The sequence below is a fragment of the Pseudomonas sp. Irchel s3f19 genome (genome assembly GCF_900187555.1).
In the GTDB taxonomy this organism is placed as follows: Bacteria; Pseudomonadota; Gammaproteobacteria; order Pseudomonadales; family Pseudomonadaceae; genus Aquipseudomonas; species Aquipseudomonas capeferrum.
In genome coordinates, this window is record NZ_FYDW01000009.1 from 18,624 (window position 1) to 44,569 (window position 25,946).

Genomic DNA, 25,946 nt, shown 5'->3' on the forward strand with positions numbered 1-25,946 from the left:
TCAGCCGTTGGCATCAACCGTGATGAGGCTTGTGCTCATCAGCGGTTTCCAGGGCCGGCTCTGCAGCTTCCTGCGCGGCCTTGGCAGCAGCTTCAGCTTCACGCTTGCGGCGACGCACTTCACGTGGGTCGTTCGGCGCGCGGCCGTTGGCCAGCATGACGGTAGCAGCTTCAACCACGGCAGGTGCTTCGACCGGTGCAGGCTCGACAACAACTGGCGCTGGCTCCACGACCACTTCGGGTTGCGCTTCGACAACCACGGCAGCCTGCTCGGCAACCACGGCTTCTTCAACGGCTACCGGCGCCTGTTCGATTTCGCCGGCTTCAACTGCTGGCGCTTCGACTGGGGCTTCGACAGGCGCTTCGGCAACGACCACCGCTTCAGCGGCAGGGGCCGCTTCGACGACTGGCTGCGGCGTCACTTCGACCACGGGCTCGGCGCTGGCCTCGACCACGGCGACAGGCTCGCTGAAAGGCTGCTCGACCACTGGGGCAACAGCAACTTCCTCGGCCTGTGTAACAGCTTCGGCCTGCTCGGACGGTTTTGCCGCTTCGCTGTTGTCGGTTTCGACGACTTCGGCGGTGGCGCGCTCGGCCTGCTGGTTGGCTTGCGCTTCGGCATCGGCGCTGATGTTGCTGCTGGCAACAGCTGCGGTGACGGCCAGGCCGGCAGCCAGTTCGGCACCCAGCTCGGTGGCCTGGTGCTGTTGTGGCTGCTCTTCGCTGCCTTCGTCTTCGCTGCCTTCGATCAGCTCACCGTTGGCATTGCGCTGACGCTCGCGACGGTTGCTGCGACGACGCTGGCCGCGGGAACGGCGACGTGGACGCTCGCCATCTGCGCCTTCCTGCTCGTCCTGCAGCAGTTCATCGTTCGGCAGTTGCTCTTCGGCAAGCTCAGCAGCCTGCTCGGCCGCTTCTTCGGTGGCACGTGGCTGGCGCTCTTCACGCGGCGGGCGTGGGGCACGCTCTTCGCGTGGGGCGCGTTCTTCACGAGGGGCACGCTCTTCACGCGGTGCACGTTCTTCGCGAGGTGCACGCTCTTCACGCGGTGCGCGTTCCTCACGAGGGGCACGTTCTTCACGCGGTGCACGTTCCTCACGTGGTGCACGTTCTTCACGGGCTACACGCTCTTCACGTGGCTGGCGCTCTTCGCGTGCAACCGGTGCCGGCATGGCCTCCAGTGGCTCGCGCAGTTCGCGTACCGGGCGCTCTTCGCGGTTGCCACGACGGTCTTCGCGTGGCTGGCGTGGTTGGCGCTCTTCGCGAGGTGCGCGTTCTTCACGCGGGGCACGTTCTTCACGTGGCGCGCGTTCTTCGCGAGGCTGGCGCTCTTCACGCGGGGCGCGCTCGGCACGCTCTTCGCGTGGTTTGCGCTCTTCGTCGCGGCGGCCATTGCGGTTGCGGCTCTGCTGACGGCCGTTACGGCGTTCTTCGTTGCGTGGCGTGCGATCAGCGGCTGGCTTTTCGGCCGTGACGGCCGGTGCGGCGACCGGTTCGTCCTTGCCGGCGAACAGGCTGACCAGCGACTTGACCAGGCCTTTGAACAGGCTCGGCTCTGGGGCGCTTGGCGCTGGGGCTACCGGTGCGGCGGGCTGCTGAGGCTCTTCGACAGCGCTCGGCACCGGCGCACTGGTGCGGGCCGGGGCGGTCTTGACCGCAGCTTCCTGGCGAACCAGGGTGCGCGTGGCGGCGGGTACCGGCGTCGCTTCTTCGGTCTCGGTGGCGGCGATCTCGTAGCTGGACTGGTTGTTCAGCACTTCCGGGTTGTCATCGCGCAGGCGCTGGACTTCGAAGTGCGGGGTTTCCAGGTGATCGTTCGGCAGGATGATGATGCGTGCGCGGGTGCGCAGTTCGATCTTGGTGATCGAGTTGCGTTTCTCGTTGAGCAGGAACGCGGCGACCGGGATCGGCACCTGGGCGCGCACTTCGGCGGTGCGGTCTTTCAGGGCTTCTTCTTCGATCAGGCGCAGAATGGCCAGCGACAGCGATTCGACGTCACGGATGATGCCGGTGCCCGAGCAGCGTGGGCAGACGATGCCGCTGCTTTCGCCCAGCGATGGGCGCAGGCGCTGACGGGACATTTCCAGCAGGCCGAAGCGCGAGATGCGACCCACTTGCACGCGGGCACGGTCGGCTTCGAGGCATTCACGCACACGCTCTTCAACGGCGCGCTGGTTCTTGGCCGGGGTCATGTCGATGAAGTCGATGACGATCAGGCCGCCGATGTCGCGCAGACGCAGTTGGCGGGCGATTTCCTCGGCCGCTTCCAGGTTGGTCTGCAGGGCGGTTTCCTCGATGTCGCTGCCTTTGGTGGCGCGCGCCGAGTTGATGTCGATGGAGACCAGGGCTTCGGTCGGGTCGATCACGATCGAGCCGCCGGACGGCAGGTCGACGACACGCTGGAAGGCGGTTTCGATCTGGCTTTCGATCTGGAAGCGGTTGAACAGTGGCACGCTGTCTTCGTACAGCTTGACCTTGCTGGCGTACTGCGGCATCACCTGGCGGATGAAGGTCAGGGCTTCTTCCTGGGCGTCGATGCTGTCGATCAGCACTTCGCCGATGTCCTGACGCAGGTAGTCGCGGATGGCGCGGATGATGACGTTGCTTTCCTGGTAGATCAGGAACGGCGCAGCGCGGTCAAGGGAGGCTTCCTTGATGGCGGTCCACAGCTGCAGCAGGTAGTCGAGGTCCCACTGCATTTCTTCGCTGCTGCGGCCAAGGCCGGCAGTGCGCACGATCAGGCCCATGTCGCCCGGCACGGTCAGGCCGTTCAGGGCTTCGCGCAGTTCGTTGCGCTCTTCGCCTTCGATGCGGCGGGAGATGCCGCCAGCGCGTGGGTTGTTGGGCATCAGCACCAGGTAGCGACCGGCCAGGCTGATGAAGGTGGTGAGGGCGGCGCCTTTGTTGCCGCGCTCTTCCTTCTCGACCTGGACGATGACTTCCTGGCCTTCGCTGAGGACGTCTTTGATGTTGACGCGGCCTTCGGGGGACTTCTTGAAGTACTCGCGGGAGATTTCTTTCAGCGGCAGGAAGCCGTGACGTTCGGAACCGAAGTCGACGAAGGCGGCTTCGAGGCTAGGTTCGATGCGGGTGATCTTGCCTTTGTAGATGTTGGCCTTTTTCTGCTCACGCGCGCCGGACTCGATGTCCAGGTCGTAGAGGCGTTGGCCGTCCACCAGGGCTACACGCAACTCTTCGGGTTGAGTTGCGTTAATCAGCATTCTTTTCATGTTGTACCGTCGGTTTCCGGGCTGCCGGAAACGGCGTTCGGCACACACGACGTCTCATGGTCGGTGCCAAGGTGCGCAAAGGGTGGCGGGCCACCCCCGTGTCGAGCGACGTTCGGCACCAGCCGGTTGCCCAGCCTGCCGTTGTCACGACGACGCGTCCTGTTTGCTGCGGTGCCTACCAGGCCCTTGTGGCTTTCGAATAGGTATCCGAATCAACCCAGCGGGCCAAGTGCACTCAGTCAGGAGGAGGAATCAACCTTCAGCCGTGGACGCCCGGAGGCATCTGTTTCAGGACCTTATCCGCTCGCCGGCCATTTCAGTGGGCCGGTGGCCGGACGCGGTGCTACACGGTCCGAGGGCTGTGCATCTCCACCCTGCACGTATCCCTGATAATTCGGGTGCTGCCGCGCGCTGAATCCGCAACGGGTTGCATTTTTCGCCAGCGCAGGTTGAGCGCTGGCGCCATTCATGTCCAAGGCAGGTATTTCCGAAGCATTCGCCGTGCGTTGCGTGCAAACGTCGGGGCGGGCAGAGGTGCAGCGAAAAGAAGCGGGTAAGCAGGTGAAACACCGCACTTGTCGTTTTTTTTCAGTCTTCTCTACACAGCGCTGGTGGCGATTCCAGGCAATTCGGTAAACTGGCGAAAACCCCGTAGGACGGCCTCGCGTCCTGGAGAATTGCGAAGGTCAGGGACCGGCGAAGAGCCTGGTGCCGCTGGCCTGCCGCTTTTGGCGGCGTTCGCGACTATAGCAGCAATGATTAAGTGCTTCAATTCCATAAAAAATTGTTATGATCCCTTGATGACGACCAATACCCCTCCGACTTCCGGCGTTCAGCTGATCGAAGTCGCGCCGGAGCTTGCCGGCCAACGCATCGACAATTTCCTCATCACGGCGCTCAAGGGCGTGCCCAAGACCTTGGTTTACCGCATCCTGCGCAAGGGTGAGGTGCGGGTCAACAAAGGGCGCGTCAAGCCTGAATACAAAATTCAGGCTGGCGATATCGTACGGGTACCGCCCGTCCGCTTGCCTGAGCGTGATGCACCTGCGCCCGTAGCCCAGGGGCTGCTGCAGCGCCTTGAAGCGGCGATTGTCTACGAAGACAAGGCGCTCATCGTGATGAACAAGCCGGCGGGTATCGCCGTGCATGGCGGCAGTGGCCTGAGTTTCGGGGTGATCGAGGCGTTGCGTCAGCTGCGCCCGGATGCCAAGGAGCTTGAGCTGGTGCATCGCCTGGACCGCGACACGTCCGGCCTGCTTATGATCGCCAAGAAGCGCAGCATGCTGCGCCACCTGCATGCCGCCCTGCGCGGTGATGGTGTCGACAAGCGCTACATGGCGTTGGTGCGTGGCCACTGGCCGACCGCGAAGAAGCAGGTCAATGCGCCGTTGCTCAAAAGCAACCTGCGCTCTGGCGAGCGTATGGTCGAGGTCAACGAGGAGGGCAAGGAGGCGCTGACCCTGTTCCGCGTGCTGCGCCGTTTCGGTGAGTTCGCCACCATTGTCGAAGCGCGTCCGATCACCGGCCGTACCCATCAGATCCGCGTGCACACCTTGCATGCCGGGCACATGATCGCCGGCGACAGCAAGTACGGCGACGAAGACTTCAGTCGCGAGATTCGTGAGCTGGGTGGCAAGCGCCTGTTCCTGCATGCCTATGCCCTGACCGTGCCACTGCCTGACGGTGGCGAGCTCAAGCTGGAGGCGCCGGTGGATGAAGTGTGGGCCAAGACTGTAGAGCGTTTGAGTGCGTCCTGAGCGATGAAAAAGTCTTATGAGCTGCTGATCTTCGACTGGGACGGCACCTTGGCCGACTCCATCGGGCGCATCGTCGAGGCCATGAATGCTGCCGCCGAGCGCGCCGGTGAGGCGCCGAGTCACGATGACGCGGTCAAGGGCATCATCGGCCTGGCCCTGGGCGAGGCGATCCATACGCTGTATCCGCACCTGACACTCGTGCAGCTCGAGCGTTTTCGGCAGCACTATGCCGACATCTACACGGCGCTTGATCAAAAGCCGTCGCCGTTGTTCGAGGGTGTGGTCGAGTCGCTGGATGCCTTCCGTGCCGAGGGTTACCGCTTGGCGGTAGCAACTGGCAAGGCCCGTCGAGGCCTGGATCGGGTGCTCAGGGCCAATGGCTGGGAGCAGTTCTTCGATATCACCCGCGCCGCCGACGAGACCCGTGGCAAGCCACACCCGCTGATGCTCGAGGAGATTCTCAGCCATTGCGGTGTCGAACCTGGGCGCGCGTTGATGGTCGGTGATTCGGCGTTTGATCTGCAGATGGCCAGCAATGCGGGCATGCACTCGGTGGCTGTCGGCTATGGCGCGATGTCGCTGCAGGCACTGGCCGAGTTCGGCCCGCAGGTGTGCATTGATCATTTCTCCCAGTTGCGTGAGTGGCTGGTCGGTTCCGCGTAATTTCACTTCCAAGGCAGGTGAGCATGGCAGACGAATGGAAAGCCCCTGAGTCCGAACCCGAGGAGCGCGAAGAGCGCAAGAGCTGGAGGCTGTTGGAAAAAACCCTGCTGGCGAGTGTCCAGGAGCAGCGCCGCGCACGGCGCTGGGGGATTTTCTTCAAGCTGCTGACCTTCGTTTACCTGTTCGGCATGCTGGTCTTGTTCACGCCGTTGATGGACATGGACAAGGCCGCCTCGCGCAGCGCCAGCCATACGGCATTGATCGAGGTGCGCGGCGTGATTGCCGATCAGGAGGCCGCCAGTGCCGACAACCTCGTCAAGAGCCTGCGTGAGGCGTTCAAGGACGCCAAGACCAAGGCCGTGGTGCTGCGAATCAACAGCCCGGGTGGCAGCCCGGTGCAGGCGGGCTATGTCTATGACGAGATTCGCCGGCTGCGTGCCGAGTACCCGGCGATCAAGCTGTATGCAGTGATCACCGACCTGGGGGCTTCCGGTGCCTATTACATCGCCAGTGCGGCGGATGAGATCTATGCCGACAAGGCCAGCCTGGTTGGCTCCATTGGGGTGACGGCGGCGGGTTACGGGTTTGTCGGTTCGATGGAGAAGCTGGGGGTCGAGCGGCGCACCTATACCGCAGGTGAGCACAAGGCCTTCCTTGATCCGTTCTCGCCAGAGAAGCCTGATGAGCGGGCTTTCTGGCAGGGCGTGCTGAATACCACGCACCAGCAGTTCATCGCCATGGTCAAGCAGGGGCGGGGTGATCGGCTGAAGGATAAGGAGCACCCGGAGCTGTTCAGTGGGCTGATCTGGTCGGGCGAGCAGGCCAAGGCGCTTGGCTTGGTGGATGGCTTGGGCAGTGCCAGCTATGTGGCGCGGGAAATTGTCGGCGAGAAGGAATTGGTGGATTTCACGGTTCAGGAATCGCCGTTTGACCGGTTCTCCAAGCGGATCGGCGCCAGTGTGGCTGAGCACCTGGCCATGTACATGGGGTTCCAGGGGCCTTCTTTGCGCTGAGGGTTGGCCGTTGGTTGTACGGCACCCTTTTGCAGTACCCATGGAGGTCGAGCACCGCTCGATCTCCATGGGTGCTAAAAATGCGGGATCGAACTACGGAATCACCACCCCTTCCTTGGTCAGCATGTCTACCAGCCGAATCAGCGGCAACCCGACCAGGCTGGTCGCATCGCACCCATGCGTGCTTCGAAACAAACTCACCCCCAGCCCTTCGGCCTTGAAGCTCCCTGCGCAATCCAGCGGCTGTTCCGCCGCCACGTAGCGCTCCACGCGCTCTCGGCTCAGTTCCCGCATCGTCACCGTAAACGGCACGCAATCGACCTGGCATTGCCCTGTAGCGCTATTGAGCAGCGCCAGCCCGGTCAGGAAGGTGACCTGCTGCCCGCTGGTCTCCAGCAGTTGCTCGCAGGCCCGCTCGAAGCTCAAGGGCTTGCCAAGGATCTGTTCGCCCAGCACGGCCACCTGGTCCGAGCCGATGATAAGGTGCCCGGGGTGGCTGCCCGCCAGTGCCTCGGCCTTTTGCCTGGCCAGGCGCCGAACCAGCTCCACGGCAGGCTCGTCACCCAGGCGCTGCTCGTCTATATCGGGGCTTTCCCAGGTGAAGGGCAGGCGCAGGCGGGCGAGCAGTTCGCGTCTGTAAGGTGAACTGGAAGCCAGTAATAAGGGCAGCATGGTAGACTCCTGATCTGTTGTACTCATCCTATCACGCGATTTGCCGCCGAATTTCCTTTGACAGGGGCGGGGGCCATCCCTAGAATGCTGCGCCTATGTTGAATGACCCGATTCCACCTCACGTTGACCCGCGCAAATTAGCCGATCGTGGCGTAACCCTTAACGGTTCGCTGCAACTCGCTGATTTGGAAAGACTCTGCGACCCGCTTTCCGACAATGTCGGTATGGTGCAGGCGAAATTAAATTTTGAACGAGATGAACAGCACGTGGTGGTTATCCACAGCGAGCTTGACGTCGAGGTCAAGATGGTTTGCCAGCGTTGTCTTGAGCTGGTCACCCTGCCGATCCACAGCGAATGTACTTACGCCGTGGTAAAGGAGGGTGCGAATACCCAGTCGTTGCCGAAAGGCTATGACGTGCTGGAACTGGGCGAAGATCCATTGGATCTGCAGGCGTTTATCGAGGAGGAGCTTCTGCTCGCCTTGCCAATCGTGCCTGCTCATCATCCGGAAGAATGCCAGCAGCCGGCGGGCGCAGACGAGCCCGATTCGAGCAAGGACGAGGTATCGCGGTCCAACCCGTTCAGTGTTTTGGCGCAGTTAAAGCGTGACCCAAACGTTTAGGAGTTAATCAATTATGGCTGTTCAGCAGAACAAAAAATCCCGCTCTGCCCGTGACATGCGCCGTTCGCACGACGCCCTGTCGGAAAACGCGCTGTCGGTAGAGAAAACCACCGGTGAAATTCACCTGCGCCACCACGTATCGCCAGAAGGCGTATACCGTGGTCGCAAAGTGATCGACAAGGGCGCTGACGAGTAATCCTTGTCCGCTCAGATCATCGCGATCGACGCAATGGGCGGGGACTTCGGTCCCCGCAGCATTGTCCAGGCTAGCATTGCCTGCCTTTCGGCTACCCCCTCGCTGCACCTGACCCTCGTCGGTCAACCCTCCCTCCTTGAAGATCTTGTCAGCGGCCTTGCAGCTGCGGATCGCGCGCGCCTGCAGATTGTCGCGGCAAGCGAGGTGATCGGTATGGACGAGCGGCCTTCACAGGCGTTGCGCGGCAAGCCGGACTCGTCGATGCGCATTGCGCTCGAACTGGTGCGTGACGGCAAGGCCCAGGCCTGCGTGAGTGCCGGAAATACCGGGGCGCTGATGGCGTTGTCGCGCTTCGTGCTCAAAACCCTGCCGGGTATCGATCGGCCCGCCATGGTGGCGGCGATCCCGACCCAGGCGGGGTACTGCCAGTTGCTCGACCTGGGCGCCAATGTCGATTGCAGTGCCGAGAACCTTTACCAGTTCGCCGTGATGGGCTCGGTGGCTGCCCAGGCCTTGGGCGTTCATCGCCCGCGCGTGGCGCTGCTGAACATCGGCACCGAGGACATCAAGGGCAACCAGCAGGTCAAGCTGGCGGCCACGTTGCTGCAGAACGCCCGCGGCCTTAACTATGTGGGTTTCGTCGAAGGCGATGGCCTGTACCGTGGCGAGGCGGATGTGGTGGTGTGCGACGGCTTTGTCGGCAACATCCTGCTCAAGTCCAGCGAAGGCCTGGCGACGATGATCGGTGCGCGCATCGAGGCGTTGTTCAAGGGCGGAGTGCTGGCCCGTGCTGCCGGCGCCTTGGCCATGCCATTGCTCAAGCGCCTGCAGGCCGACCTGGCGCCCGCGCGGCACAATGGTGCAAGCTTTCTGGGGTTGCAGGGTATCGTCATCAAAAGCCATGGCTCGGCGGGCGTGCAGGGGTTTCAGAGCGCCATTCAGCGCGCGTTGATCGAGATCCAGGAAAACCTGCCCCAGCGGCTGCATGGTCGCCTTGAAGACCTGTTGCCTTAGGCATTTCGCCGATGAAGTGCTTAAATGTGACCGCTTGGTCCGCGTATCCATCCAAGTTTTCAGATTCCGCGCCAGGCTAACGCCCGGCGTACCCTATCCGACGACAAGATCATAAGGGCTTGTTCAATGTCTGCATCCCTCGCATTCGTCTTTCCTGGTCAAGGTTCCCAGTCGCTGGGCATGCTCGCCGAACTCGGCGCCCAGAAGCCGGTGATCGTCGAAACCTTCAAGGAAGCTTCCGAAGCTTTGGGCTACGACCTGTGGAAGCTGGTCCAGGAAGGTCCGGAAGAGCAACTCAACCAAACCGACAAGACCCAGCCGGCCATCCTTACCGCCTCTATCGCCTTGTGGCGCCTGTGGCTGGAAGAGGGCGGCGCAAAGCCTGCGTTCGTTGCGGGCCATAGCTTGGGTGAATACAGCGCGCTGGTCGCCGCTGGCAGCCTGTCGCTGAAAGACGCAGTCAAGCTGGTCAAGCGCCGTGGTGAACTGATGCAGGAGGCTGTGCCGGCCGGTCACGGCGCCATGGCCGCAATTCTTGGCCTGGGCGACGATGAAGTGAAGGCCATTTGCGTCGAAGCGGCCGAAGATGAAGTGGTCAGTGCAGTGAACTTCAACTCTCCGGGCCAGGTAGTCATTGCCGGTAACGTTGCGGCGGTGAACCGTGCCATCGAGTTGTGCAAGGCCAAAGGCGCCAAGCGTGCCTTGCCGCTGCCGGTCAGCGTGCCATCGCACTGCGCCTTGATGAAGCCTGCCGCCGAGCGTTTTGCCGAGTCGGTCAACGCCATCGAGTGGAAGGCCCCGCAGATCCCGGTGGTGCAGAACGTCACCGCCGCCATCGCCGCCGACCTCGATGCGCTCAAGCACGACCTGCTGGCGCAGCTGTACCAGCCCGTGCGCTGGGTCGAATGCGTACAGACCCTGGCCGCCAATGGCGCCGTCAATCTTGTTGAATGCGGCCCAGGCAAAGTCCTTGCCGGCCTCAACAAGCGTTGCGCCGACGGCGTGACCACCTACAACCTCAATACCCCTGATGCCGTCGCCGCCACCCGCGCGGCGCTGGCCTGAATTGGAGAAGCTTGCATGAGCCTGCAAGGTAAAGTTGCACTGGTCACCGGCGCCAGCCGTGGCATTGGCCAGGCCATCGCCCTCGAACTGGGCCGCCAGGGCGCGACCGTGATCGGCACCGCCACGTCCGCCTCCGGTGCCGAGCGCATCGGCGCTACCCTGAAAGAGCACGGCATCACCGGTACCGGCATGGAGCTGAACGTGACCAGCGCCGAGTCCGTCGAAGCGGTGCTGGGCGCCATCACCGCGCAGTTCGGTGCACCGGCCATCCTGGTCAACAACGCAGGTATCACGCGCGACAACCTCATGCTGCGCATGAAGGACGACGAGTGGTTCGACGTGATCGACACCAACCTGAACAGCCTCTACCGTCTGTCCAAGGGCGTGCTGCGCGGCATGACCAAGGCGCGTTGGGGTCGTATCATCAGCATCGGCTCGGTCGTCGGTGCCATGGGTAACGCTGGTCAGGCCAACTATGCCGCCGCCAAGGCTGGCCTGGAAGGCTTCAGCCGCGCCCTGGCGCGTGAAGTGGGCTCGCGAGGCATCACCGTCAACTCGGTGACCCCAGGCTTCATCGACACCGACATGACCCGTGAGCTGCCAGAAGCGCAGCGTGAAGCCCTGCAGACCCAGATTCCGCTGGGCCGCCTGGGCCAGGCCGAGGAAATCGCCAAGGTGGTTTCCTTCCTGGCGTCCGACGGCGCAGCCTATGTGACCGGTGCTACCGTGCCGGTCAACGGCGGGATGTACATGTAAAACTGCAACTCAATGTGACGGATTTCGTAAAAAAAGAGTCATACTGCGAGCCTAAAATCCGTTATAAAGCTGCAACCAGATTCCAGGCAGAGGGTCGGGTGACTAATTCGAAGGTGCGTTTAGCTTGAAAAGCGAACGTCTTTCTATAAAATTGGTCACCGGCCAGCTGCCTGACATATGTCCATTAGGAGTGAAAACTAGGTATGAGCACCATCGAAGAACGCGTCAAGAAAATCGTCGCCGAGCAACTGGGCGTCAAGGAAGAGGAAGTGACCAACGAGAAGTCCTTCGTCGATGACCTGGGTGCCGATTCGCTTGACACCGTTGAGCTGGTGATGGCTCTGGAAGAGGAATTCGAGACCGAAATCCCAGACGAAGAAGCCGAGAAGATCACTACCGTTCAAGCCGCTATCGACTACGTCAACAGCCACAAGGCCTAAGACGTTTTAGTCGACGCTACTTGTCGGGAAAAACCGCACTGCCTTTGCTGGCGTGCGGTTTTTTCTTTGCGAGCCCCCCTTGGCTCAAGGGTATCGTTCACCGCGCACCGAGAGCCTGTTGTCATTTCATTCCATCGCATGAATGCAATGCCAAGAGACTCTGTTATTAGAAAAGGAGAGTACTGTGTCGCGTAGACGCGTCGTGGTCACCGGTATGGGTATGCTGTCACCACTGGGTACCGATGTACCGAGTACCTGGCAGGGCATTCTGGCTGGCCGCAGTGGCATCGGTCCGATCGAACATACGGATCTGGCTGCCTACTCCACCCGTTTCGGCGGCTCGGTGAAAGGCTTCGAGGTCGAGCAGTACCTGTCGGCCAAAGAGGCCCGCAAGCTTGACCTGTTCATCCAGTACGGCCTGGCGGCCGGTTTCCAGGCGGTGCGTAATGCCGGCCTGGAAGTGACCGACGCCAACCGCGAGCGTATTGGCGTGGCCATGGGCTCAGGCATCGGCGGCTTGACCAACATCGAAGAAACCAGCCGGACCTTGCATGAGCAAGGCCCGCGGCGCATTTCGCCGTTCTTCGTGCCGGGTTCGATCATCAACATGATCTCCGGCTTCCTGTCGATCCACCTGGGGCTGCAGGGGCCGAACTACGCCATTGCCACCGCCTGCACCACGGGCACCCACTGCATCGGCATGGCCGCGCGCAACATCGCCTACGGTGAAGCCGACGTGATGATCGCCGGTGGCGCCGAGATGGCCGCTTGCGGCCTGGGCATGGGCGGCTTCGGTGCCTCGCGCGCGCTGTCGACCCGTAACGATGAGCCAAGCCGTGCCAGCCGTCCTTGGGACAAAGGCCGTGACGGCTTTGTGCTGTCCGACGGTGCTGGTGCGCTGGTTCTCGAAGAGCTTGAGCACGCCAAGGCCCGTGGCGCGACCATCTATGCCGAGCTGGTTGGTTTCGGCATGAGCGGCGACGCCTACCACATGACCTCGCCACCCGATTCCGGTGAAGGTGCTGCCCGTTGCATGGCCAATGCCCTGCGCGACGCCGGCATCCAGCCTGAAGAGGTCAGCTACATCAACGCCCATGGCACCTCGACCCCGGCGGGCGATGTGGCCGAAGTGGCTGCGATCAAGCGTGTGTTCGGCGAGCATGCCTACAAGCTCGCGGTCAGCTCGACCAAGTCGATGACTGGCCACTTGCTGGGGGCTGCGGGCGCGGTGGAAGCGATCTTCAGCGTACTGGCAATCAACAGCCAGATGGCGCCGCCGACCATCAACCTGGATGAGCCGGACGAGGGCTGTGACCTCGACTTCGTGCCGCACCAGGCGCGCAGCATGCCGATCGACGTGGTGCTGTCCAATTCGTTTGGCTTTGGTGGCACCAACGGCTCGCTGGTGTTCCGCCGGTTCGCTGGTTGATGCACAGCTGGCTCGACGGCCAGCCGGCGGATGCAGTCAATCTGCAGAACCGCGGCCTGGCCTACGGCGATGGACTGTTCGAGACCATCGCCGTGCGAGGCGGCCGGCCGAGCTTGATGGCCGGCCACCTTGCACGCCTGGCGCTGGGTTGCGGGCGCCTGGCCATCGACGTCGACCTGGCGTTGGTCGAAGACGAGATCCGGCGTTACGCCAGCCAGCTAGGTGATGGCGTTGCCAAGCTCATCCTCACCCGTGGCGACAGCCAGCGAGGCTATGCCCCGGTTGCCGGTGCGGCGCCACGGCGCATCCTTCAGGGCGGCCCGCTGCCCAGCTATCCTGTCGAACATGCCGAACTCGGTGTGCAATTGTTCCCTTGCCAGACCCGGCTTGGGGAACAACCGCTGCTGGCCGGCCTCAAACACCTCAATCGCCTGGAGCAGGTGCTGGCGCGTGCCGAATGGCAGGGCGGCGAGCATGCCGAAGGCCTGATGCGTGATGGGCAGGGCAGGGTAGTCGAAGGGGTGTATAGCAATTTGTTTCTGGTGCGTGACGGTGTGCTGCTGACCGCAGACCTCAGCCGCTGCGGCGTCGCCGGCGTGATGCGTGCCGCGTTGCTGCAGCAGGCCCAGGCAATGGCCATCCCCGTACAGGTCCGCGACCTGGCATTCGATGAACTGGAGCAGGCGGATGAGGTATTCGTGTGCAACAGTGTCTATGGTGTCTGGCCTGTGCGGGGTTTTGCCGCGCTGAACTGGTCGCCGGGCCCACTCACCCGTAAACTGCAGGCCGTTGCCCGTACGTTACTGGATACCTGAATTCGTGAGACGCAAATTCCTGCTGCTGCTGGAAATGGGGTTGATCCTGGCCGGCCTGGCTTTGGGCTGGTCGGCCTGGAAGGTCAACTCGGTCCTGGAGCAGCCCTTGCACGTGACGCAGGAGCGCCTGCTCGACGTGCCCAATGGCACCAACCCCAACCGCATGTTTTACCGCATGCAGAACGATGGGCTGCTCGATGACGCCTTCTGGTTGCGGCTTTATTGGCGCTTCAATATGGCTGGCACGCCCTTGCACACTGGGGAGTACCGCCTGACCCCGGGGATGACGGTCGAGCAGTTGTTCGACGCGTGGCGCCGTGCCGATGTGGTGCAGTACAACCTCACCCTGGTCGAAGGCTGGACCTTCCGCCAAGTGCGCTCGGCCGTTGCCAAGCACGAAAAGATCAAGCACACGCTGGACGGCCTGACGGACGCCGAGGTGATGGACAAGCTTGGCCACACCGGCGTGTTCCCCGAGGGCCGCTTCTTCCCGGATACCTATCGCTTCGTGCGCGGCATGAGCGACATCGAGTTGTTGCAACAGGCCTACATGCGCCTGGACGAAGTGCTGGCCAAAGAGTGGTCGGAGCGCACCACCGACCTGCCGTATCGCGACCCTTACCAAGCGCTGATCATGGCCTCGCTGGTGGAGAAGGAAACCGGCATCCCACAAGAGCGTGGGCAGATTGCTGGCGTGTTCGTGCGGCGCCTGCGTCTGGGCATGATGCTGCAGACCGACCCGACCGTGATCTATGGCATGGGCGAGCGCTACAACGGCAGAATTACCCGTGCCGACCTGCGCGAACCGACGCCCTACAACACCTACACCATGACTGGCTTGCCGCCGACGCCGATCGCGATGGTCGGGCGCGAGGCTATTCACGCTGCGCTCAATCCGGCCACTGGCACCAGCCTGTACTTCGTTGCCCGCGGCGATGGCAGCCATGTGTTCTCCGACGACCTGGACGACCACAATTCGGCGGTGCGCGAGTTCCAGCTCAAGCGGCGTGCGGATTACCGCTCGAGCCCGGCGCCGCAGGCCCAGCCGGGTGCCAGCGAGGCCACCGAGCCCGATGCGCCCGCAGCGGACCAGCCGTCTGCGCAGCCTGAGCCCGACGCGGCCCCCGCGCAGCAATCGGCCCCGGCCGGCGACCCCGCAGCGGCCGATGCACCGACGCCCGAAGAACAACCTTAAGGACTGCCTGTGAGCGGCTTGTTTATTACCCTGGAAGGCCCCGAAGGCGCGGGCAAGAGCACCAACCGCGAATACCTGGCGGCGCGCCTGCGCGAACATGGCCTGGATGTGCTGCTGACCCGCGAGCCGGGCGGTACACCGCTGGCCGAAAAGGTGCGCGAGTTGCTGCTGGCACCAAGCGATGAAAGCATGGCGGCGGATACCGAGCTGCTGCTGGTATTCGCTGCGCGCGCCCAGCACCTGGCGCAGGTGATCCGGCCTGCCCTGGCCCGGGGGGCGGTGGTGCTGTGTGACCGGTTTACCGATGCTACCTACGCTTATCAGGGCGGGGGGCGGGGATTGTCCGTCGAGCGCATCGCCACACTGGAGCAGTTCGTCCAAGGCGACCTGCGCCCAGACCTGACCCTGGTCTTCGACCTGCCGGTCGAAGTCGGCCTTGCCCGTGCTGCCGCACGTGGCCGCCTGGACCGTTTCGAGCAGGAAGGCCAGGCATTCTTCGAGGCGGTGCGCCAAGCCTACCTGCAGCGTGCCCATCGCGCGCCGCAGCGCTACAGCCTGCTGGATGCCGCGCAGCCCCTGGAGGCCGTGCAGCGTGCCATCGACGCACTGCTGCCGGGTATCCTGGAGCGTTGCCGTGGCTGAGGCCTACCCCTGGCAGCAAGCCATCTGGCAGCAGTTGGCCGGTCGCAGCCAGCACGCACACGCCTACTTGCTGCATGGGCCGCAGGGTATCGGCAAGCGAGCCCTGGCCGAGCGCCTGATGGCGCGTTTGTTGTGTCAGCACCCTCAGGGGCTGGATGCCTGCGGCACCTGCAAGTCCTGCCTGTTGCTCAAGGCCGGTAGCCACCCGGACAACTACGTACTGGAGCCGGAGGAGGCTGACAAGCCGATCAAGGTCGATCAGGTGCGCGAGTTGGTGGCCTTCGTGGTGCAGACTGCGCAGTTGGGCGGGCGCAAGGTCGTGTTGATCGAGCCGGTCGAGGCGATGAACGTCAATGCGTCCAATGCGTTGCTCAAAAGCCTTGAAGAACCTTCGGGCGATACCGTGCTGCTGTTGGTTACCCATCAGCCCAGCCGCCTGCTGCCGACCATCAAGAGCCGCTGCCAGCAGGTCGTCTGCCCGCAGCCCGGCCTGGCCCAGAGCCAAGCCTGGCTTGCCAATGCGCTGGCCGACAGCGATGAAGCCGAGCGCGAAGAGCTGCTGACCCTGGCCGCAGGTTCGCCGTTGAGGGCGGTCAGCCTGCAGGCACAGGGCATACGTGAACAGCGCGCGCTGGTCACCGATGGAGTGAAGAAACTGCTCAAGCAGCAACAGTCCCCCAGCCAACTGGCCGATGCCTGGAGTGGTGTGCCGCTGTTGCTGCTGTTCGACTGGTTCTGCGACTGGTCGCACCTGATCCTGCGCTATCAGTTGACCCAGGACGAAGAAGGGTTAGGCTTGGCCGATATGCGCAAGGTCGTGCAGTACCTGGCGCAAAAGAGCCGCCAGGCGAAGGTGCTGCAGGTTCAGGCGTGGGTCCTGGAGCAGCGCCAGAAGGTGCTGGGCAAAGCCAACCTCAATCGCGCCCTGCTGCTCGAAGCGCTGCTGGCTCACTGGCAGCAGTTGCCGGGCGCCCGCTGACTTTCCCTTTTATTCATGTGTGCCGTTATCCCATGCTCGTAGATTCCCATTGCCACCTTGACCGTCTTGACCTGAGTGCCCACCAGGGCTCGCTCGATGCTGCCCTGCAGGCTGCGCGTGAGCGCGGGGTCGGGCATTTTCTGTGCATTGGCGTCAGTGCCGACAACGCCGGGGCGGTCAAGGCCCTGAGTGAGCAGTACGCCGATGTCGACTGCTCGGTGGGGGTGCACCCACTGGACCTGGCGCCGGGCGAGACCCCAGCGCTGGAGTGGCTGTTGCGTGAGTTGGCGCACCCGCATGTTGTGGCGATCGGCGAAACCGGCCTGGACTACCACTACGAGCCGGAAGCGGCCGAGTTGCAGCAGGCATCGTTTCGCCTGCACCTGGAGGCATCGCGCCAGACCGGCAAACCGGTGATCGTGCATACCCGTGCAGCGCGGGCCGATACCCTCGCGCTGCTGCGCGAGGCGAACCTGCCTCAGGCCGGTGTGCTGCACTGCTTCACCGAAGACTGGGACATGGCCAAGGCGGCGCTGGACCTGGGCTATTACATTTCGTTGTCGGGCATCGTCACCTTCCGCAATGCTGACGCCTTGCGTGAGGTGGCACGCCAAGTGCCGGTCGACCGCCTGCTGGTGGAAACGGATTCGCCTTACCTGGCGCCGATTCCGTATCGGGGCAAGCCGAACCTGCCGCAGTACGTGCGCGAAGTGGCCGAGTATGTCGCCTCGTTGCGTGGGGCCAGTTATGAGCAGTTGGCGGAGCAGACCACGGCGAACTTCAAGCGCTTGTTCCCCTTGGCACGTGTGGTCTGAGGCACCCCTTCAAACAGGCAAAAAAAACCCGGGTTCTGGGGGAGGGAATCCGGGTTAAGACCATTAGGAGTAAAACAAAGGTACGCGGTCCCTGAGCACCTTTATCGGCGCGCCACTTGGGGGGGATGCGCCGCGCCAACAGTTCAAGTATTGGTCAGGTTTGGCGCAGTGCCAGTCCCTATTGGTCGTTTTTTAAACAGATTTGGAATACGCCCGGTATCCATCCCCGCTCTCAATGCATGGCCAGCCGGCGAACCTGCTGCACAGCTTCGTCAATTAGCTGCTCGCTGGTATAGAAATGCGGTGAAAATCGCACGCCAGCGCCCCGTAGAGCACAAATTGTGCGCTCAGCCATCAATGCCTTTTGAATCTGCACGCTATCCTGCCCTTTTATACTGAATGTGACGATGCCCGCCCGCCTGTCGGGATCAGCGGGTGTCTGCAGCAAAACGCCAGGCACCGCAGCCAAGCCTTGATAGAGCTGCGCCACGCGCTGCTGCAAGCGTTGCGCTACCGTGCTGATCCCGACCTCCTCCAGCAGCGAAAGGCTCGCCTCCAGGGCGCAGGCACCGAGCATGTTCGGGCTACCACATTCAAAACGCCGCGCGCTACGCGCCGGCTGCCATTGGCGCCGCTCGAAATCGCCCAGGTGCTCCAGCATGTGCCAGCCATACGCATTGAGCTCAAGCTGCGGGCGTATTTCGGCGCGGCAATAGAACAGCCCCAACCCCTCGGGGCCGAGCATCCACTTGTGGCCATCGGCCATGGCGAAATCGCATTGAAAGCGCTGCACGTCGAAGGGCAGGGCGCCGACCTGCTGGATGGCGTCGACGCAAAACAGCACATTGCGTACCCGGCAACCTTCACCAAGGCGGGCCAGGTCAAGGCGCAGGCCGCTGCCGAATTGCACGGCGCTGATCGCCAGCAAGCGGGTGCGTGGCCCGCAGGCCGCCAGCAACGTGGCCTCGGGGTCGGGCCCCGCCAGGCTGGCCTGGATCACCTGCACGCCACGGTCGGCCAGGGCTTCCCATACGACGCGGTTGGAGGGGAATTCCTCGTCGCTGATCACCACTTGGTCGCCGTGCGCCCAGTCCAGGCCAAAAGCGACCAGCGACAGCCCTTCGGAAGTGTTCTTCACCAGGGCGATGTCGCCGGGCGAGGGGGCGTGGATCAGCCGCGCCGGCCGCTCGCGCAGGCGCCGCTCGGTCGCCAGCCAGGTCGGGTACTCGCTGGCACCCAGGCAAACGTTGTCGCGGGCAAAGCGTGCCACCGCCTCGGCAGCCCGGCGTGGCCAGGGGGCGATGGCCGCGTGGTTCAGGTAGCGCAGCCCCGGGGTTTGATCGAACTCATCATGAAACATAGACATGGTTGGATGATCCGTGCAATTTCCCGCAAGTTAGGCATAATAAACCGCTTCGATCGTCAACCAGTCCTTCCTATGCAGAAAGAACCTCGTAAGGTCCGTGAGTTTCGCCGTCGCGAACAGGAAATCCTCGATACGGCGCTCAAGCTGTTTCTCGAACAGGGTGAAGACAGCGTCACCGTCGAGATGATCGCCGACGCCGTGGGTATCGGCAAAGGCACGATCTACAAGCACTTCAAGTCCAAGGCGGAGATCTACCTGCGCCTGATGCTCGACTACGAGCGCGATTTGAACGAGCTGTTGCATTCGGCCGACGTCGACCGTGACAAGGAAGCCCTGTCGCGCGCCTACTTTGAGTTCCGCATGCGCGATCCGCAGCGCTACCGGCTGTTCGACCGCCTGGAAGAAAAGGTGGTCAAGGGCAATCAAGTGCCAGAGATGGTCGAGCAGCTGCACAGCATCCGCGCCTCCAACTTCGATCGCCTGACCCAGCTGATCAAGGGCCGTATCAGCGAAGGCAAGCTCGAAGACGTACCGCCGTACTTCCACTACTGCGCGGCCTGGGCCTTGGTGCATGGCGCCGTGGCGCTGTACCACTCGCCGTTCTGGAGCAACGTGCTCGAAGATCAGGAAGGTTTCTTCCAGTTCCTCATGGACATCGGCGTGCGCATGGGCAACAAGCGCAAACGCGACCCAGAACCCGCCAACTGACAGAGCAGGGCCGCTGCGGGGCCCTTGCAGTTGACCCGGCATGAACAAGGGGCTTGCAAAAACCTGATTTATGAGTCAGGTTTTGCCAGCCCCGCTTCATCCATGCCGGAGTCATCCATGATTGTCGATCGTCAAGGCAGGCGCTTTCGTAACCTGCGTGTCAGCCTGACGGCTGCCTGTAATTATGCCTGTACCTACTGCGTGCCCGATGGCAAGCGCCTGGTGGCGGCGCAGCACGAGTTGCCTGCCGAGGCGTTGGCGCGGGGCGTTGCCTACCTGATTGAAACCGCTGGCATCGAGCGTTTGCGCATTACCGGCGGTGAGCCGTTGGTCAGCCCTAGGCTGGACGATTTTCTGGCTGCCGTGGCCAAGCTCCCCCTCGACGATATCTCGCTGACCACCAACGGCCAGTTGCTTGCGCGCAAGTTGCCACAGCTACGCGCAGCAGGCATCCGCCGTCTGAATGTTTCCCTCGATACCCTGGACCCACTGGCCTTTCGCCGCATCGCCCGCGGTGGCGACCTTGCCAGCGTGCTGGCGGGCATGCAGCAAGCCAGCGCGCAGGGTATGCAGATCAAGGTGAACATGGTGCCGATGCGCGGCCAGAACCTCGACCAGGTTCTGCCGATGCTCGATTACTGCCTGGCGCGGGGTTTTGAGCTGCGCTTCATCGAGCTCATGCGCATGGGCCATCTGGCCAATGACCGCAATGCTTTCCTGCAGCAGTTCGTTGGCCTTGACCACTTGCTCGGGCTGATCGGCGCCGAGCATGCCTACGAGCAGGTGGACGCGGCGGTGGATGCCACTGCCCTGCGCTACCAGGTCCCCGGTAAAGGCCATTTCGGTGTGATCGCCAACGAGAGCGTGCCGTTCTGCCGGAGTTGTTCGCGGCTGCGTTTGTCATCCACCGGTTGGCTGCATGGCTGCTTGTCGTCGAGCAATCGCCACTTTGTCGGCGACCTGTTGGAAAAGCCGCGTCATCAAGCGCTTCCCGCCTTGCAGCGGCTGCTGGTCAAGGCCTTGGCAGACAAGCAGGATGTGGCGTTTTCCGGGGGGGTGACAGTGATGAAGGTGATCGGCGGCTGAGTCTGGCGCAAAAGCTGCATCCGCCGGCTATTCGCCGGTTTTTCGTCGCCGGCCACTGGAGGAAAGATGCGTAGCCTGGTCTTGCTGCTGGCGCTGATGGCGTTGGGCGGCTGCATGAATGTCAGCGATATGGGCGAGGGCGTCCGTTACCACATGAGCGATGCCGGTCTGCTCGACCACAGCGATACCCGCCGGACCCTGTCGATCCGTCTGCAGCCCGACTCGTTCATCTTCATTGGCCAGGGCGCGTTCATGCCCCCCGGTAAAGGCCCGTTGCCGCGGCAAAATGTGGTGGCCGACGAGGCGTTCAAGAGTTTCGTCGAGTATTTCCCGCTGGTGCGCCGCGCCCAAGGCCCGCTTGGCCTGGAGGAAGCGATGGCCGAGGCGCGCTCGGTGGGCGCGGACTATGTGCTGTACACCCGTTTCGCGCGCACCGACGACCGTATCGGCAACGGTGACGAGTGGTATGACGAGCAGGCGGTCGACCGGCTGGGTTGGGATACCGGAGTGGTGCAGATGATGCTCATCGAAACCAATACCCGCTACCTGATCGACACGGCCCGCATCAAGAGCCGTGGCGGTTTGTTGACGTTCCACGACAACACGCCGGAAGATTTGCTTGCCGCGCCGATGCGCGAGTACGCTCGTAGCCTTCTGGGCATGAGCGAATGAGGCAAGTGTGATGAGCGATTCCGGCAAGGCCAATGATCTTCTGGCACAAATCCCCAAAGCAAAGGGGCTGCCGCCGGTGCATCTGTGGAACCCGGACTTTTGCGGCGACATCGACATGCGCATCGCCCGCGATGGCACCTGGTATTACCTGGGTACGCCAATCGGTCGCAAGCCGATGGTGCGGCTGTTTTCCACGATCATCCGCCGCGATGGTGATGACTACTTCCTGATCACACCGGTGGAGAAGGTCGGTATCCGTGTCGATGATGCGCCCTTTGTCGCGATTGCCCTGGAGGTGCTGGGCAGTGGTGAGCAACAGGTGCTGCGCTTTACCAGCAATGTCGATGACCAGGTCGAGGCGGGCCCGGCTAATCCGTTGCGGGTCGAGATCGATCCTGTTACCCAGGAGCCTTCACCCTATGTGCTGATGCGCAGCAACCTCGAGGCGCTGATTCATCGCAATGTGTTCTATCAGCTGGTCGAGCTGGCGATGCCGCGCATCATAGACGACGAGGAGTGGTTAGGGGTCTGGAGCCAGGGTGAGTTCTATCTGATCGGGCGTACCTGAGATCATGGGCCGTAATAGGCCTCCTTGTTTTTCGCTGCATTGGCCATTTTCCCCAGGCACCACCGGGCCTAACCTGCTGGCAGTCGCCCATCAGGAGTAACCCATGAAACCCTCATCTTTTGCCATTGCCTCGCTCATCAGCATTGGCCTGCTCGCTGGCCATGCCCCCGCCTGGGCACATGGCGATGCCCCCGATCAGGTTCAGGTCCTGCAAGAAAAACTGCCCAGCAACGCCCCCGGTAAAAAGGCGGTGATGCTCACCGTCAGCTATGCCCCCGGCCAGGCGTCGCCCGCCCACCAGCACCCAGGGGCAGTCATGGCCTACGTAGTGGAAGGTGCGGTGGTATCAAAGCTCAATGATGAACAAGAAAAGACCTACAAGGCCGGCGAGTACTGGTACGAGGCGCCTGGGACCGTGCACAGCGTGTCGCGCAATGCCAGTAAAAGCCGGCCTGCCAAGCTGTTGGTGTGGAGCCTGGTGGATGAAGGCAAGCCTGTGACCGAGCCGCTGCAGCAGTAGCAGGCCCGGAAATGAAAAAACCTCCAGTGCTTGCGCAACTGGAGGTTTTCAGTGTTTGGCTCCGCGACCTGGACTCGAACCAGGGACCCAATGATTAACAGTCATTTGCTCTACCGACTGAGCTATCGCGGAATCTGCGTCCATCTTACTGATCACCAAGGGGAAGTCAAGCTTTCCCTCGGTAAACTAGAGCAGAATCAAACAGTTACAGTACTTCGACGATGGCCTTGGTGACCACGTGGATGTTGCTCTGGTTCAGTGCCGCTACCGCGATACGGCCAGTGTCCAGCGCGTAGATGCCGAACTCGTTCTTCAGGCGCGCGACCTGCTCAACGGTCAGGCCCGAGTACGAGAACATGCCAACCTGGCGGCCGACGAAGCTGAAGTCGCGCTTGGCACCGTAAGTCGCCAACAGCTCGACCATCTGCTTGCGCATGCCGTGGATGCGCTGGCGCATTTCACCCAGCTCGTCTTCCCACATCTGACGCAGCTCATCGTTGTTGAGCACGGTGGCGACGATGGTCGCGCCATGGGTCGGCGGGTTGGAGTAGGTGGTGCGGATCACGCGCTTGACCTGCGACAGCACGCGGGTGCTTTCGTCCTTGGAGCCGGTCACGATCGACAGTGCGCCCACGCGCTCGCCATACAGCGAGAACGATTTGGAGAACGAGCTGGAGACGAAGAAGTCCAGGCCCGACTCGGCGAACAGGCGTACGGCGAAGGCGTCTTCGGCGATGCCGTCACCGAAGCCCTGGTAGGCCATGTCGAGGAATGGCACGTGGCCTTTGGCCTTGACCACTTCAAGGACGTTTTTCCAGTCGTCCAGGGTCAGGTCGACGCCGGTCGGGTTATGGCAGCAGGCGTGCAGGACGATGATCGAGCCGGACGGCAGGCTGTTCAGGTCTTCGAGCATGCCGGCGCGGTTGACGTCGTGGCTCGGGGCGTCGTAGTAGCGGTAGTTCTGTACCGGGAAACCTGCGGTCTCGAACAGCGCGCGGTGGTTTTCCCAGCTTGGGTCGCTGATGGCCACCACGGCGTTGGGCGACAGGCGCTTGAGGAAATCGGCGCCAATCTTCAGAGCACCGGTGCCGCCAACGGCTTGCACAGTGACGACACGGCCGGCGGCCAGCAGCGGCGACTCGGCGCCGAACAGCAGCTTTTGCACGGCCTGGTCATAGGTGGCGATGCCGTCGATCGGCAAGTAGCCGCGCGAGGCATGCTGGGCAGCACGCTGGGTCTCGGCTTCGATCACGGCGCGCAGCAGCGGAATGCGGCCTTCCTCATTGCAGTAGACGCCCACGCCAAGGTTGACCTTGTCGGTACGTGGATCGGCGTTGAATGCTTCGTTGAGGCCCAGAATAGGGTCGCGGGGTGCCAGCTCGACAGCGGAAAACAGGCTCATTGTTACCTTGGCTCTGAATGGAGAGTGATAGGACGTACACGCTCCAGCCCGAATGCACTGAAGCGGTGCACAAACGGGGAGTCAGTATAGTGATACCGACCGGTCACTGCGACACTCTGGCACAGCTTTTCCAGGCATTTGCGCAAATATTTTTTGACCATTGGTCTATTTGCCGTGTCCACAGCAATAAGCGTTCACACCCGGGGCTTGAAACCGGCCCCGAATGGGCGCATTTGGGTATAGACTACTGGCTAAATTTACAGTTGCTGCAGCACCGCGAGGTCCCTCATGTCCGAGTTCCAGCTCGTCACCCGTTTCCAGCCGGCCGGCGATCAGCCCGAAGCCGTTCGCCAGATGGTCGAAGGCATCGAGGCCGGGCTGTCGCACCAGACGCTGCTCGGGGTGACCGGCTCGGGCAAGACCTTCAGCATCGCCAACGTCATCCAGCAGGTGCAGCGCCCGACCCTGGTGCTGGCGCCTAACAAGACCCTGGCCGCGCAGTTGTATGGCGAGTTCAAGGCGTTTTTCCCGAACAACGCGGTCGAGTACTTCGTTTCCTACTACGACTACTACCAGCCCGAAGCCTATGTGCCGTCGTCCGACACCTTCATCGAGAAGGACGCGTCGATCAACGACCACATCGAGCAGATGCGCCTGTCGGCGACCAAGGCATTGCTCGAGCGGCGTGACGCGATCATCGTCACCACTGTGTCGTGCATCTATGGCCTGGGCAGCCCCGAAACCTACCTGAAAATGGTCCTGCACGTGGACCGCGGCGACAAGCTCGACCAGCGCGCCTTGCTGCGCCGCCTGGCCGACCTGCAGTACACCCGCAACGAGATGGATTTCGCCCGTGCCACCTTCCGCGTGCGGGGCGATGTGATCGACGTGTTCCCGGCCGAGTCCGACCTTGAAGCCATCCGTATCGAGTTGTTCGATGACGAGGTGGAGAACATCGCCGCTTTCGACCCGCTCACCGGTGAGGTCTTTCGCAAGCTGCCGCGTTTCACCTTCTACCCCAAGAGCCATTACGTCACCCCGCGCGAAACGCTGCTGGGTGCAGTCGAGGGCATCAAGGAGGAGCTCAAGGACCGCCTCGAATACCTGCACAAGGGCAATAAATTGGTCGAAGCGCAGCGGCTGGAGCAGCGCACTCGTTTCGACCTGGAGATGATCCTCGAGCTGGGCTACTGCAACGGCATCGAAAACTACTCCCGCTATCTGTCCGGCCGCCCCTCGGGCGCACCGCCACCCACCCTCTACGATTACCTGCCAGCGGATGCGCTGCTGGTGATCGACGAATCGCACGTCAGCGTTCCCCAGGTCGGCGCCATGTACAAGGGTGACCGCTCGCGCAAGGAAACCCTGGTTGAGTACGGTTTTCGCCTGCCCTCGGCGCTGGACAACCGGCCCATGCGTTTCGATGAATGGGAGGTGGTCAGCCCGCAGACCATTTTCGTTTCGGCAACCCCCGGCCCTTATGAAGCGGAACATGCCGGGCGGGTGGTCGAGCAGGTGGTGCGACCGACCGGTCTGGTCGACCCTCAGGTAGAAATCCGCCCGGCGCTGACCCAGGTCGATGACCTGTTGTCGGAGATCCGCAAGCGTGTCGATGCCGGCGAACGGGTGCTGGCGACCACGCTGACCAAACGCATGGCCGAAGACCTCGCCGATTACCTGGCCGATCACGACGTGCGGGTGCGCTACCTGCACTCGGACATCGACACTGTCGAACGGGTAGAAATCATCCGCGACCTGCGCCTGGGTACCTTCGATGTGCTGGTGGGCATCAACCTGCTACGTGAGGGGTTGGACATGCCGGAAGTGTCGCTGGTGGCGATCCTCGATGCCGACAAGGAAGGCTTCCTGCGTTCCGAGCGGTCACTGATCCAGACCATCGGCCGGGCTGCGCGTAACCTCAATGGCCGGGCCATCCTCTACGCCGACCAGATGACTGGCTCGATGCAGCGGGCCATCGACGAGACCGAGCGGCGTCGGGAGAAACAGATTGCCTTCAACCTGGCCAACGGTATCGTGCCCAAGGGGGTGGTGAAGGACATCACCGATATCATGGAAGGTGCCACGGTGCCTGGCTCGCGCAGCAAAAAGCGCAAAGGCATGGCCAAGGCCGCGGAGGAGAGCGCCCGCTACGAGGCAGAGCTGCGCACGCCGGGCGAAATCACCAAGCGTATCAAGCAGCTGGAAGAGAAGATGATGCAGTTCGCCCGCGACCTGGAGTTCGAGGCTGCGGCGCAGTTGCGCGACGAGATTACCCAGTTGCGCGAGCGGCTGATTACCAGCTGATGCTTCGCCACCTGCAC

General features: G+C 62.5%; 25 protein-coding genes and 1 tRNA gene. 21 read left to right on the forward strand and 5 right to left on the reverse strand.

From position 1 onward, the window contains the following. Nucleotides 1-13 precede the first annotated feature (13 nt). Nucleotides 14-3,229: a ribonuclease E gene (rne, locus tag CKW22_RS19395; RefSeq protein ID WP_047583570.1), complete on the reverse strand. Its 3,216-nt coding sequence runs from the start codon at nucleotides 3,227-3,229 to the stop codon at nucleotides 14-16. 800 nt (nucleotides 3,230-4,029) lie between these two features. Here rne and rluC point away from each other — a divergent pair. From rluC to CKW22_RS19415, 3 genes are read left to right on the forward strand one after another with little or no spacing between them, the layout of a single operon-like run. After that, the gene (gene rluC, locus CKW22_RS19405; RefSeq protein WP_033700578.1) at nucleotides 4,030-4,986 is read left to right on the forward strand and encodes a 23S rRNA pseudouridine(955/2504/2580) synthase RluC; all 957 of its coding nucleotides are present in this window, start codon (nucleotides 4,030-4,032) and stop codon (nucleotides 4,984-4,986) included. Nucleotides 4,987-4,989: 3 nt separating this feature from the next. Then, complete coding sequence (locus CKW22_RS19410; protein ID WP_095064813.1) at nucleotides 4,990-5,649, forward strand: HAD family hydrolase; 660 nt, start codon at nucleotides 4,990-4,992, stop codon at nucleotides 5,647-5,649. Nucleotides 5,650-5,672: 23 nt separating this feature from the next. Beyond that, nucleotides 5,673-6,662 carry a S49 family peptidase gene (locus tag CKW22_RS19415; protein ID WP_033700575.1) on the forward strand — a complete coding sequence of 330 codons (990 nt, stop codon included), beginning with the start codon at nucleotides 5,673-5,675 and terminating at the stop codon, nucleotides 6,660-6,662. A 93-nt stretch (nucleotides 6,663-6,755) separates the two neighbouring features. Here CKW22_RS19415 and CKW22_RS19420 read toward each other — a convergent pair whose 3' ends face one another. Next, nucleotides 6,756-7,334: a nucleoside triphosphate pyrophosphatase gene (locus CKW22_RS19420; protein WP_095064815.1), complete on the reverse strand. Its 579-nt coding sequence runs from the start codon at nucleotides 7,332-7,334 to the stop codon at nucleotides 6,756-6,758. 95 nt (nucleotides 7,335-7,429) lie between these two features. On the opposite strand from CKW22_RS19420, the gene CKW22_RS19425 reads away from it, so the two are divergent. From CKW22_RS19425 to CKW22_RS19480, 12 genes are all read left to right on the forward strand, one after another. Continuing rightward, on the forward strand, nucleotides 7,430-7,957 hold the full coding sequence (locus CKW22_RS19425) for a YceD family protein (RefSeq protein WP_095064817.1): 528 nt from the start codon (nucleotides 7,430-7,432) through the stop codon (nucleotides 7,955-7,957). A 13-nt stretch (nucleotides 7,958-7,970) separates the two neighbouring features. Next, nucleotides 7,971-8,153 carry a 50S ribosomal protein L32 gene (gene rpmF, locus CKW22_RS19430; RefSeq protein WP_016485486.1) on the forward strand — a complete coding sequence of 61 codons (183 nt, stop codon included), beginning with the start codon at nucleotides 7,971-7,973 and terminating at the stop codon, nucleotides 8,151-8,153. Nucleotides 8,154-8,156: 3 nt separating this feature from the next. Next, entirely contained in the window at nucleotides 8,157-9,167 is a 1,011-nt protein-coding gene (plsX, locus tag CKW22_RS19435) for a phosphate acyltransferase PlsX (RefSeq protein ID WP_077068575.1), read from the forward strand. 126 nt (nucleotides 9,168-9,293) lie between these two features. Further along, complete coding sequence (gene fabD, locus CKW22_RS19440) at nucleotides 9,294-10,232, forward strand: ACP S-malonyltransferase (protein ID WP_033700573.1); 939 nt, start codon at nucleotides 9,294-9,296, stop codon at nucleotides 10,230-10,232. Between the two features lie 15 nt (nucleotides 10,233-10,247). Further along, a complete protein-coding gene (gene fabG / locus CKW22_RS19445) occupies nucleotides 10,248-10,988 on the forward strand; it encodes a 3-oxoacyl-ACP reductase FabG (RefSeq protein ID WP_033700572.1) in 741 nt (246 codons plus the stop codon). A gap of 203 nt (nucleotides 10,989-11,191) precedes the next feature. Further along, on the forward strand, nucleotides 11,192-11,428 hold the full coding sequence (acpP, locus tag CKW22_RS19450; RefSeq protein ID WP_008096410.1) for an acyl carrier protein: 237 nt from the start codon (nucleotides 11,192-11,194) through the stop codon (nucleotides 11,426-11,428). A 184-nt stretch (nucleotides 11,429-11,612) separates the two neighbouring features. Further along, a complete protein-coding gene (fabF, locus tag CKW22_RS19455) occupies nucleotides 11,613-12,857 on the forward strand; it encodes a beta-ketoacyl-ACP synthase II (RefSeq protein WP_033700571.1) in 1,245 nt (414 codons plus the stop codon). Next, complete coding sequence (gene pabC, locus CKW22_RS19460; RefSeq protein ID WP_033700570.1) at nucleotides 12,857-13,672, forward strand: aminodeoxychorismate lyase; 816 nt, start codon at nucleotides 12,857-12,859, stop codon at nucleotides 13,670-13,672. The genes fabF and pabC overlap by 1 nt, the downstream gene beginning before the upstream one ends. Nucleotides 13,673-13,676: 4 nt before the next feature. Next, a complete protein-coding gene (gene mltG / locus CKW22_RS19465) occupies nucleotides 13,677-14,867 on the forward strand; it encodes an endolytic transglycosylase MltG (protein WP_033700569.1) in 1,191 nt (396 codons plus the stop codon). Nucleotides 14,868-14,876: 9 nt separating this feature from the next. After that, on the forward strand, nucleotides 14,877-15,509 hold the full coding sequence (gene tmk, locus CKW22_RS19470; protein ID WP_033700568.1) for a dTMP kinase: 633 nt from the start codon (nucleotides 14,877-14,879) through the stop codon (nucleotides 15,507-15,509). Then, entirely contained in the window at nucleotides 15,502-16,488 is a 987-nt protein-coding gene (locus CKW22_RS19475) for a DNA polymerase III subunit delta' (RefSeq protein WP_095064819.1), read from the forward strand. The genes tmk and CKW22_RS19475 overlap by 8 nt, the downstream gene beginning before the upstream one ends. Nucleotides 16,489-16,520: 32 nt before the next feature. Continuing rightward, on the forward strand, nucleotides 16,521-17,303 hold the full coding sequence (locus CKW22_RS19480) for a TatD family hydrolase (protein ID WP_033700566.1): 783 nt from the start codon (nucleotides 16,521-16,523) through the stop codon (nucleotides 17,301-17,303). A 232-nt stretch (nucleotides 17,304-17,535) separates the two neighbouring features. On the opposite strand, the gene CKW22_RS19485 is transcribed toward CKW22_RS19480, so the two are convergent. Then, nucleotides 17,536-18,669: an aminotransferase class V-fold PLP-dependent enzyme gene (locus tag CKW22_RS19485; RefSeq protein WP_095064821.1), complete on the reverse strand. Its 1,134-nt coding sequence runs from the start codon at nucleotides 18,667-18,669 to the stop codon at nucleotides 17,536-17,538. Between the two features lie 72 nt (nucleotides 18,670-18,741). Here CKW22_RS19485 and CKW22_RS19490 point away from each other — a divergent pair, with 72 nt between their 5' ends. The 5 genes from CKW22_RS19490 (at nucleotide 18,742) to CKW22_RS19510 (ending at nucleotide 22,223) form a co-directional block, all read left to right on the forward strand. After that, nucleotides 18,742-19,377, forward strand: a complete 636-nt coding sequence (locus CKW22_RS19490; RefSeq protein WP_019473685.1) for a TetR/AcrR family transcriptional regulator — start codon at nucleotides 18,742-18,744, stop codon at nucleotides 19,375-19,377. Between the two features lie 117 nt (nucleotides 19,378-19,494). After that, nucleotides 19,495-20,463, forward strand: coding sequence for a GTP 3',8-cyclase MoaA (locus CKW22_RS19495; RefSeq protein WP_033700564.1), 969 nt, complete (start codon nucleotides 19,495-19,497; stop codon nucleotides 20,461-20,463). A gap of 66 nt (nucleotides 20,464-20,529) precedes the next feature. Further along, nucleotides 20,530-21,135, forward strand: a complete 606-nt coding sequence (locus CKW22_RS19500; protein ID WP_033700563.1) for a DUF4823 domain-containing protein — start codon at nucleotides 20,530-20,532, stop codon at nucleotides 21,133-21,135. 10 nt (nucleotides 21,136-21,145) lie between these two features. After that, a complete protein-coding gene (locus CKW22_RS19505) occupies nucleotides 21,146-21,703 on the forward strand; it encodes a DUF1285 domain-containing protein (RefSeq protein ID WP_095064822.1) in 558 nt (185 codons plus the stop codon). A gap of 103 nt (nucleotides 21,704-21,806) precedes the next feature. Then, entirely contained in the window at nucleotides 21,807-22,223 is a 417-nt protein-coding gene (locus CKW22_RS19510) for a cupin domain-containing protein (RefSeq protein WP_047583565.1), read from the forward strand. A gap of 56 nt (nucleotides 22,224-22,279) precedes the next feature. Here the strand turns inward: CKW22_RS19510 and CKW22_RS19515 are convergent. Further along, nucleotides 22,280-22,355, reverse strand: a tRNA-Asn gene (locus CKW22_RS19515). Nucleotides 22,356-22,428: 73 nt separating this feature from the next. Next, nucleotides 22,429-23,625, reverse strand: coding sequence for an amino acid aminotransferase (locus CKW22_RS19520; protein ID WP_047583564.1), 1,197 nt, complete (start codon nucleotides 23,623-23,625; stop codon nucleotides 22,429-22,431). Between the two features lie 288 nt (nucleotides 23,626-23,913). Between CKW22_RS19520 and uvrB the strand changes: the two genes are divergently transcribed. Then, complete coding sequence (gene uvrB / locus CKW22_RS19525; RefSeq protein ID WP_095064824.1) at nucleotides 23,914-25,929, forward strand: excinuclease ABC subunit UvrB; 2,016 nt, start codon at nucleotides 23,914-23,916, stop codon at nucleotides 25,927-25,929. Nucleotides 25,930-25,946 lie beyond the last annotated feature (17 nt).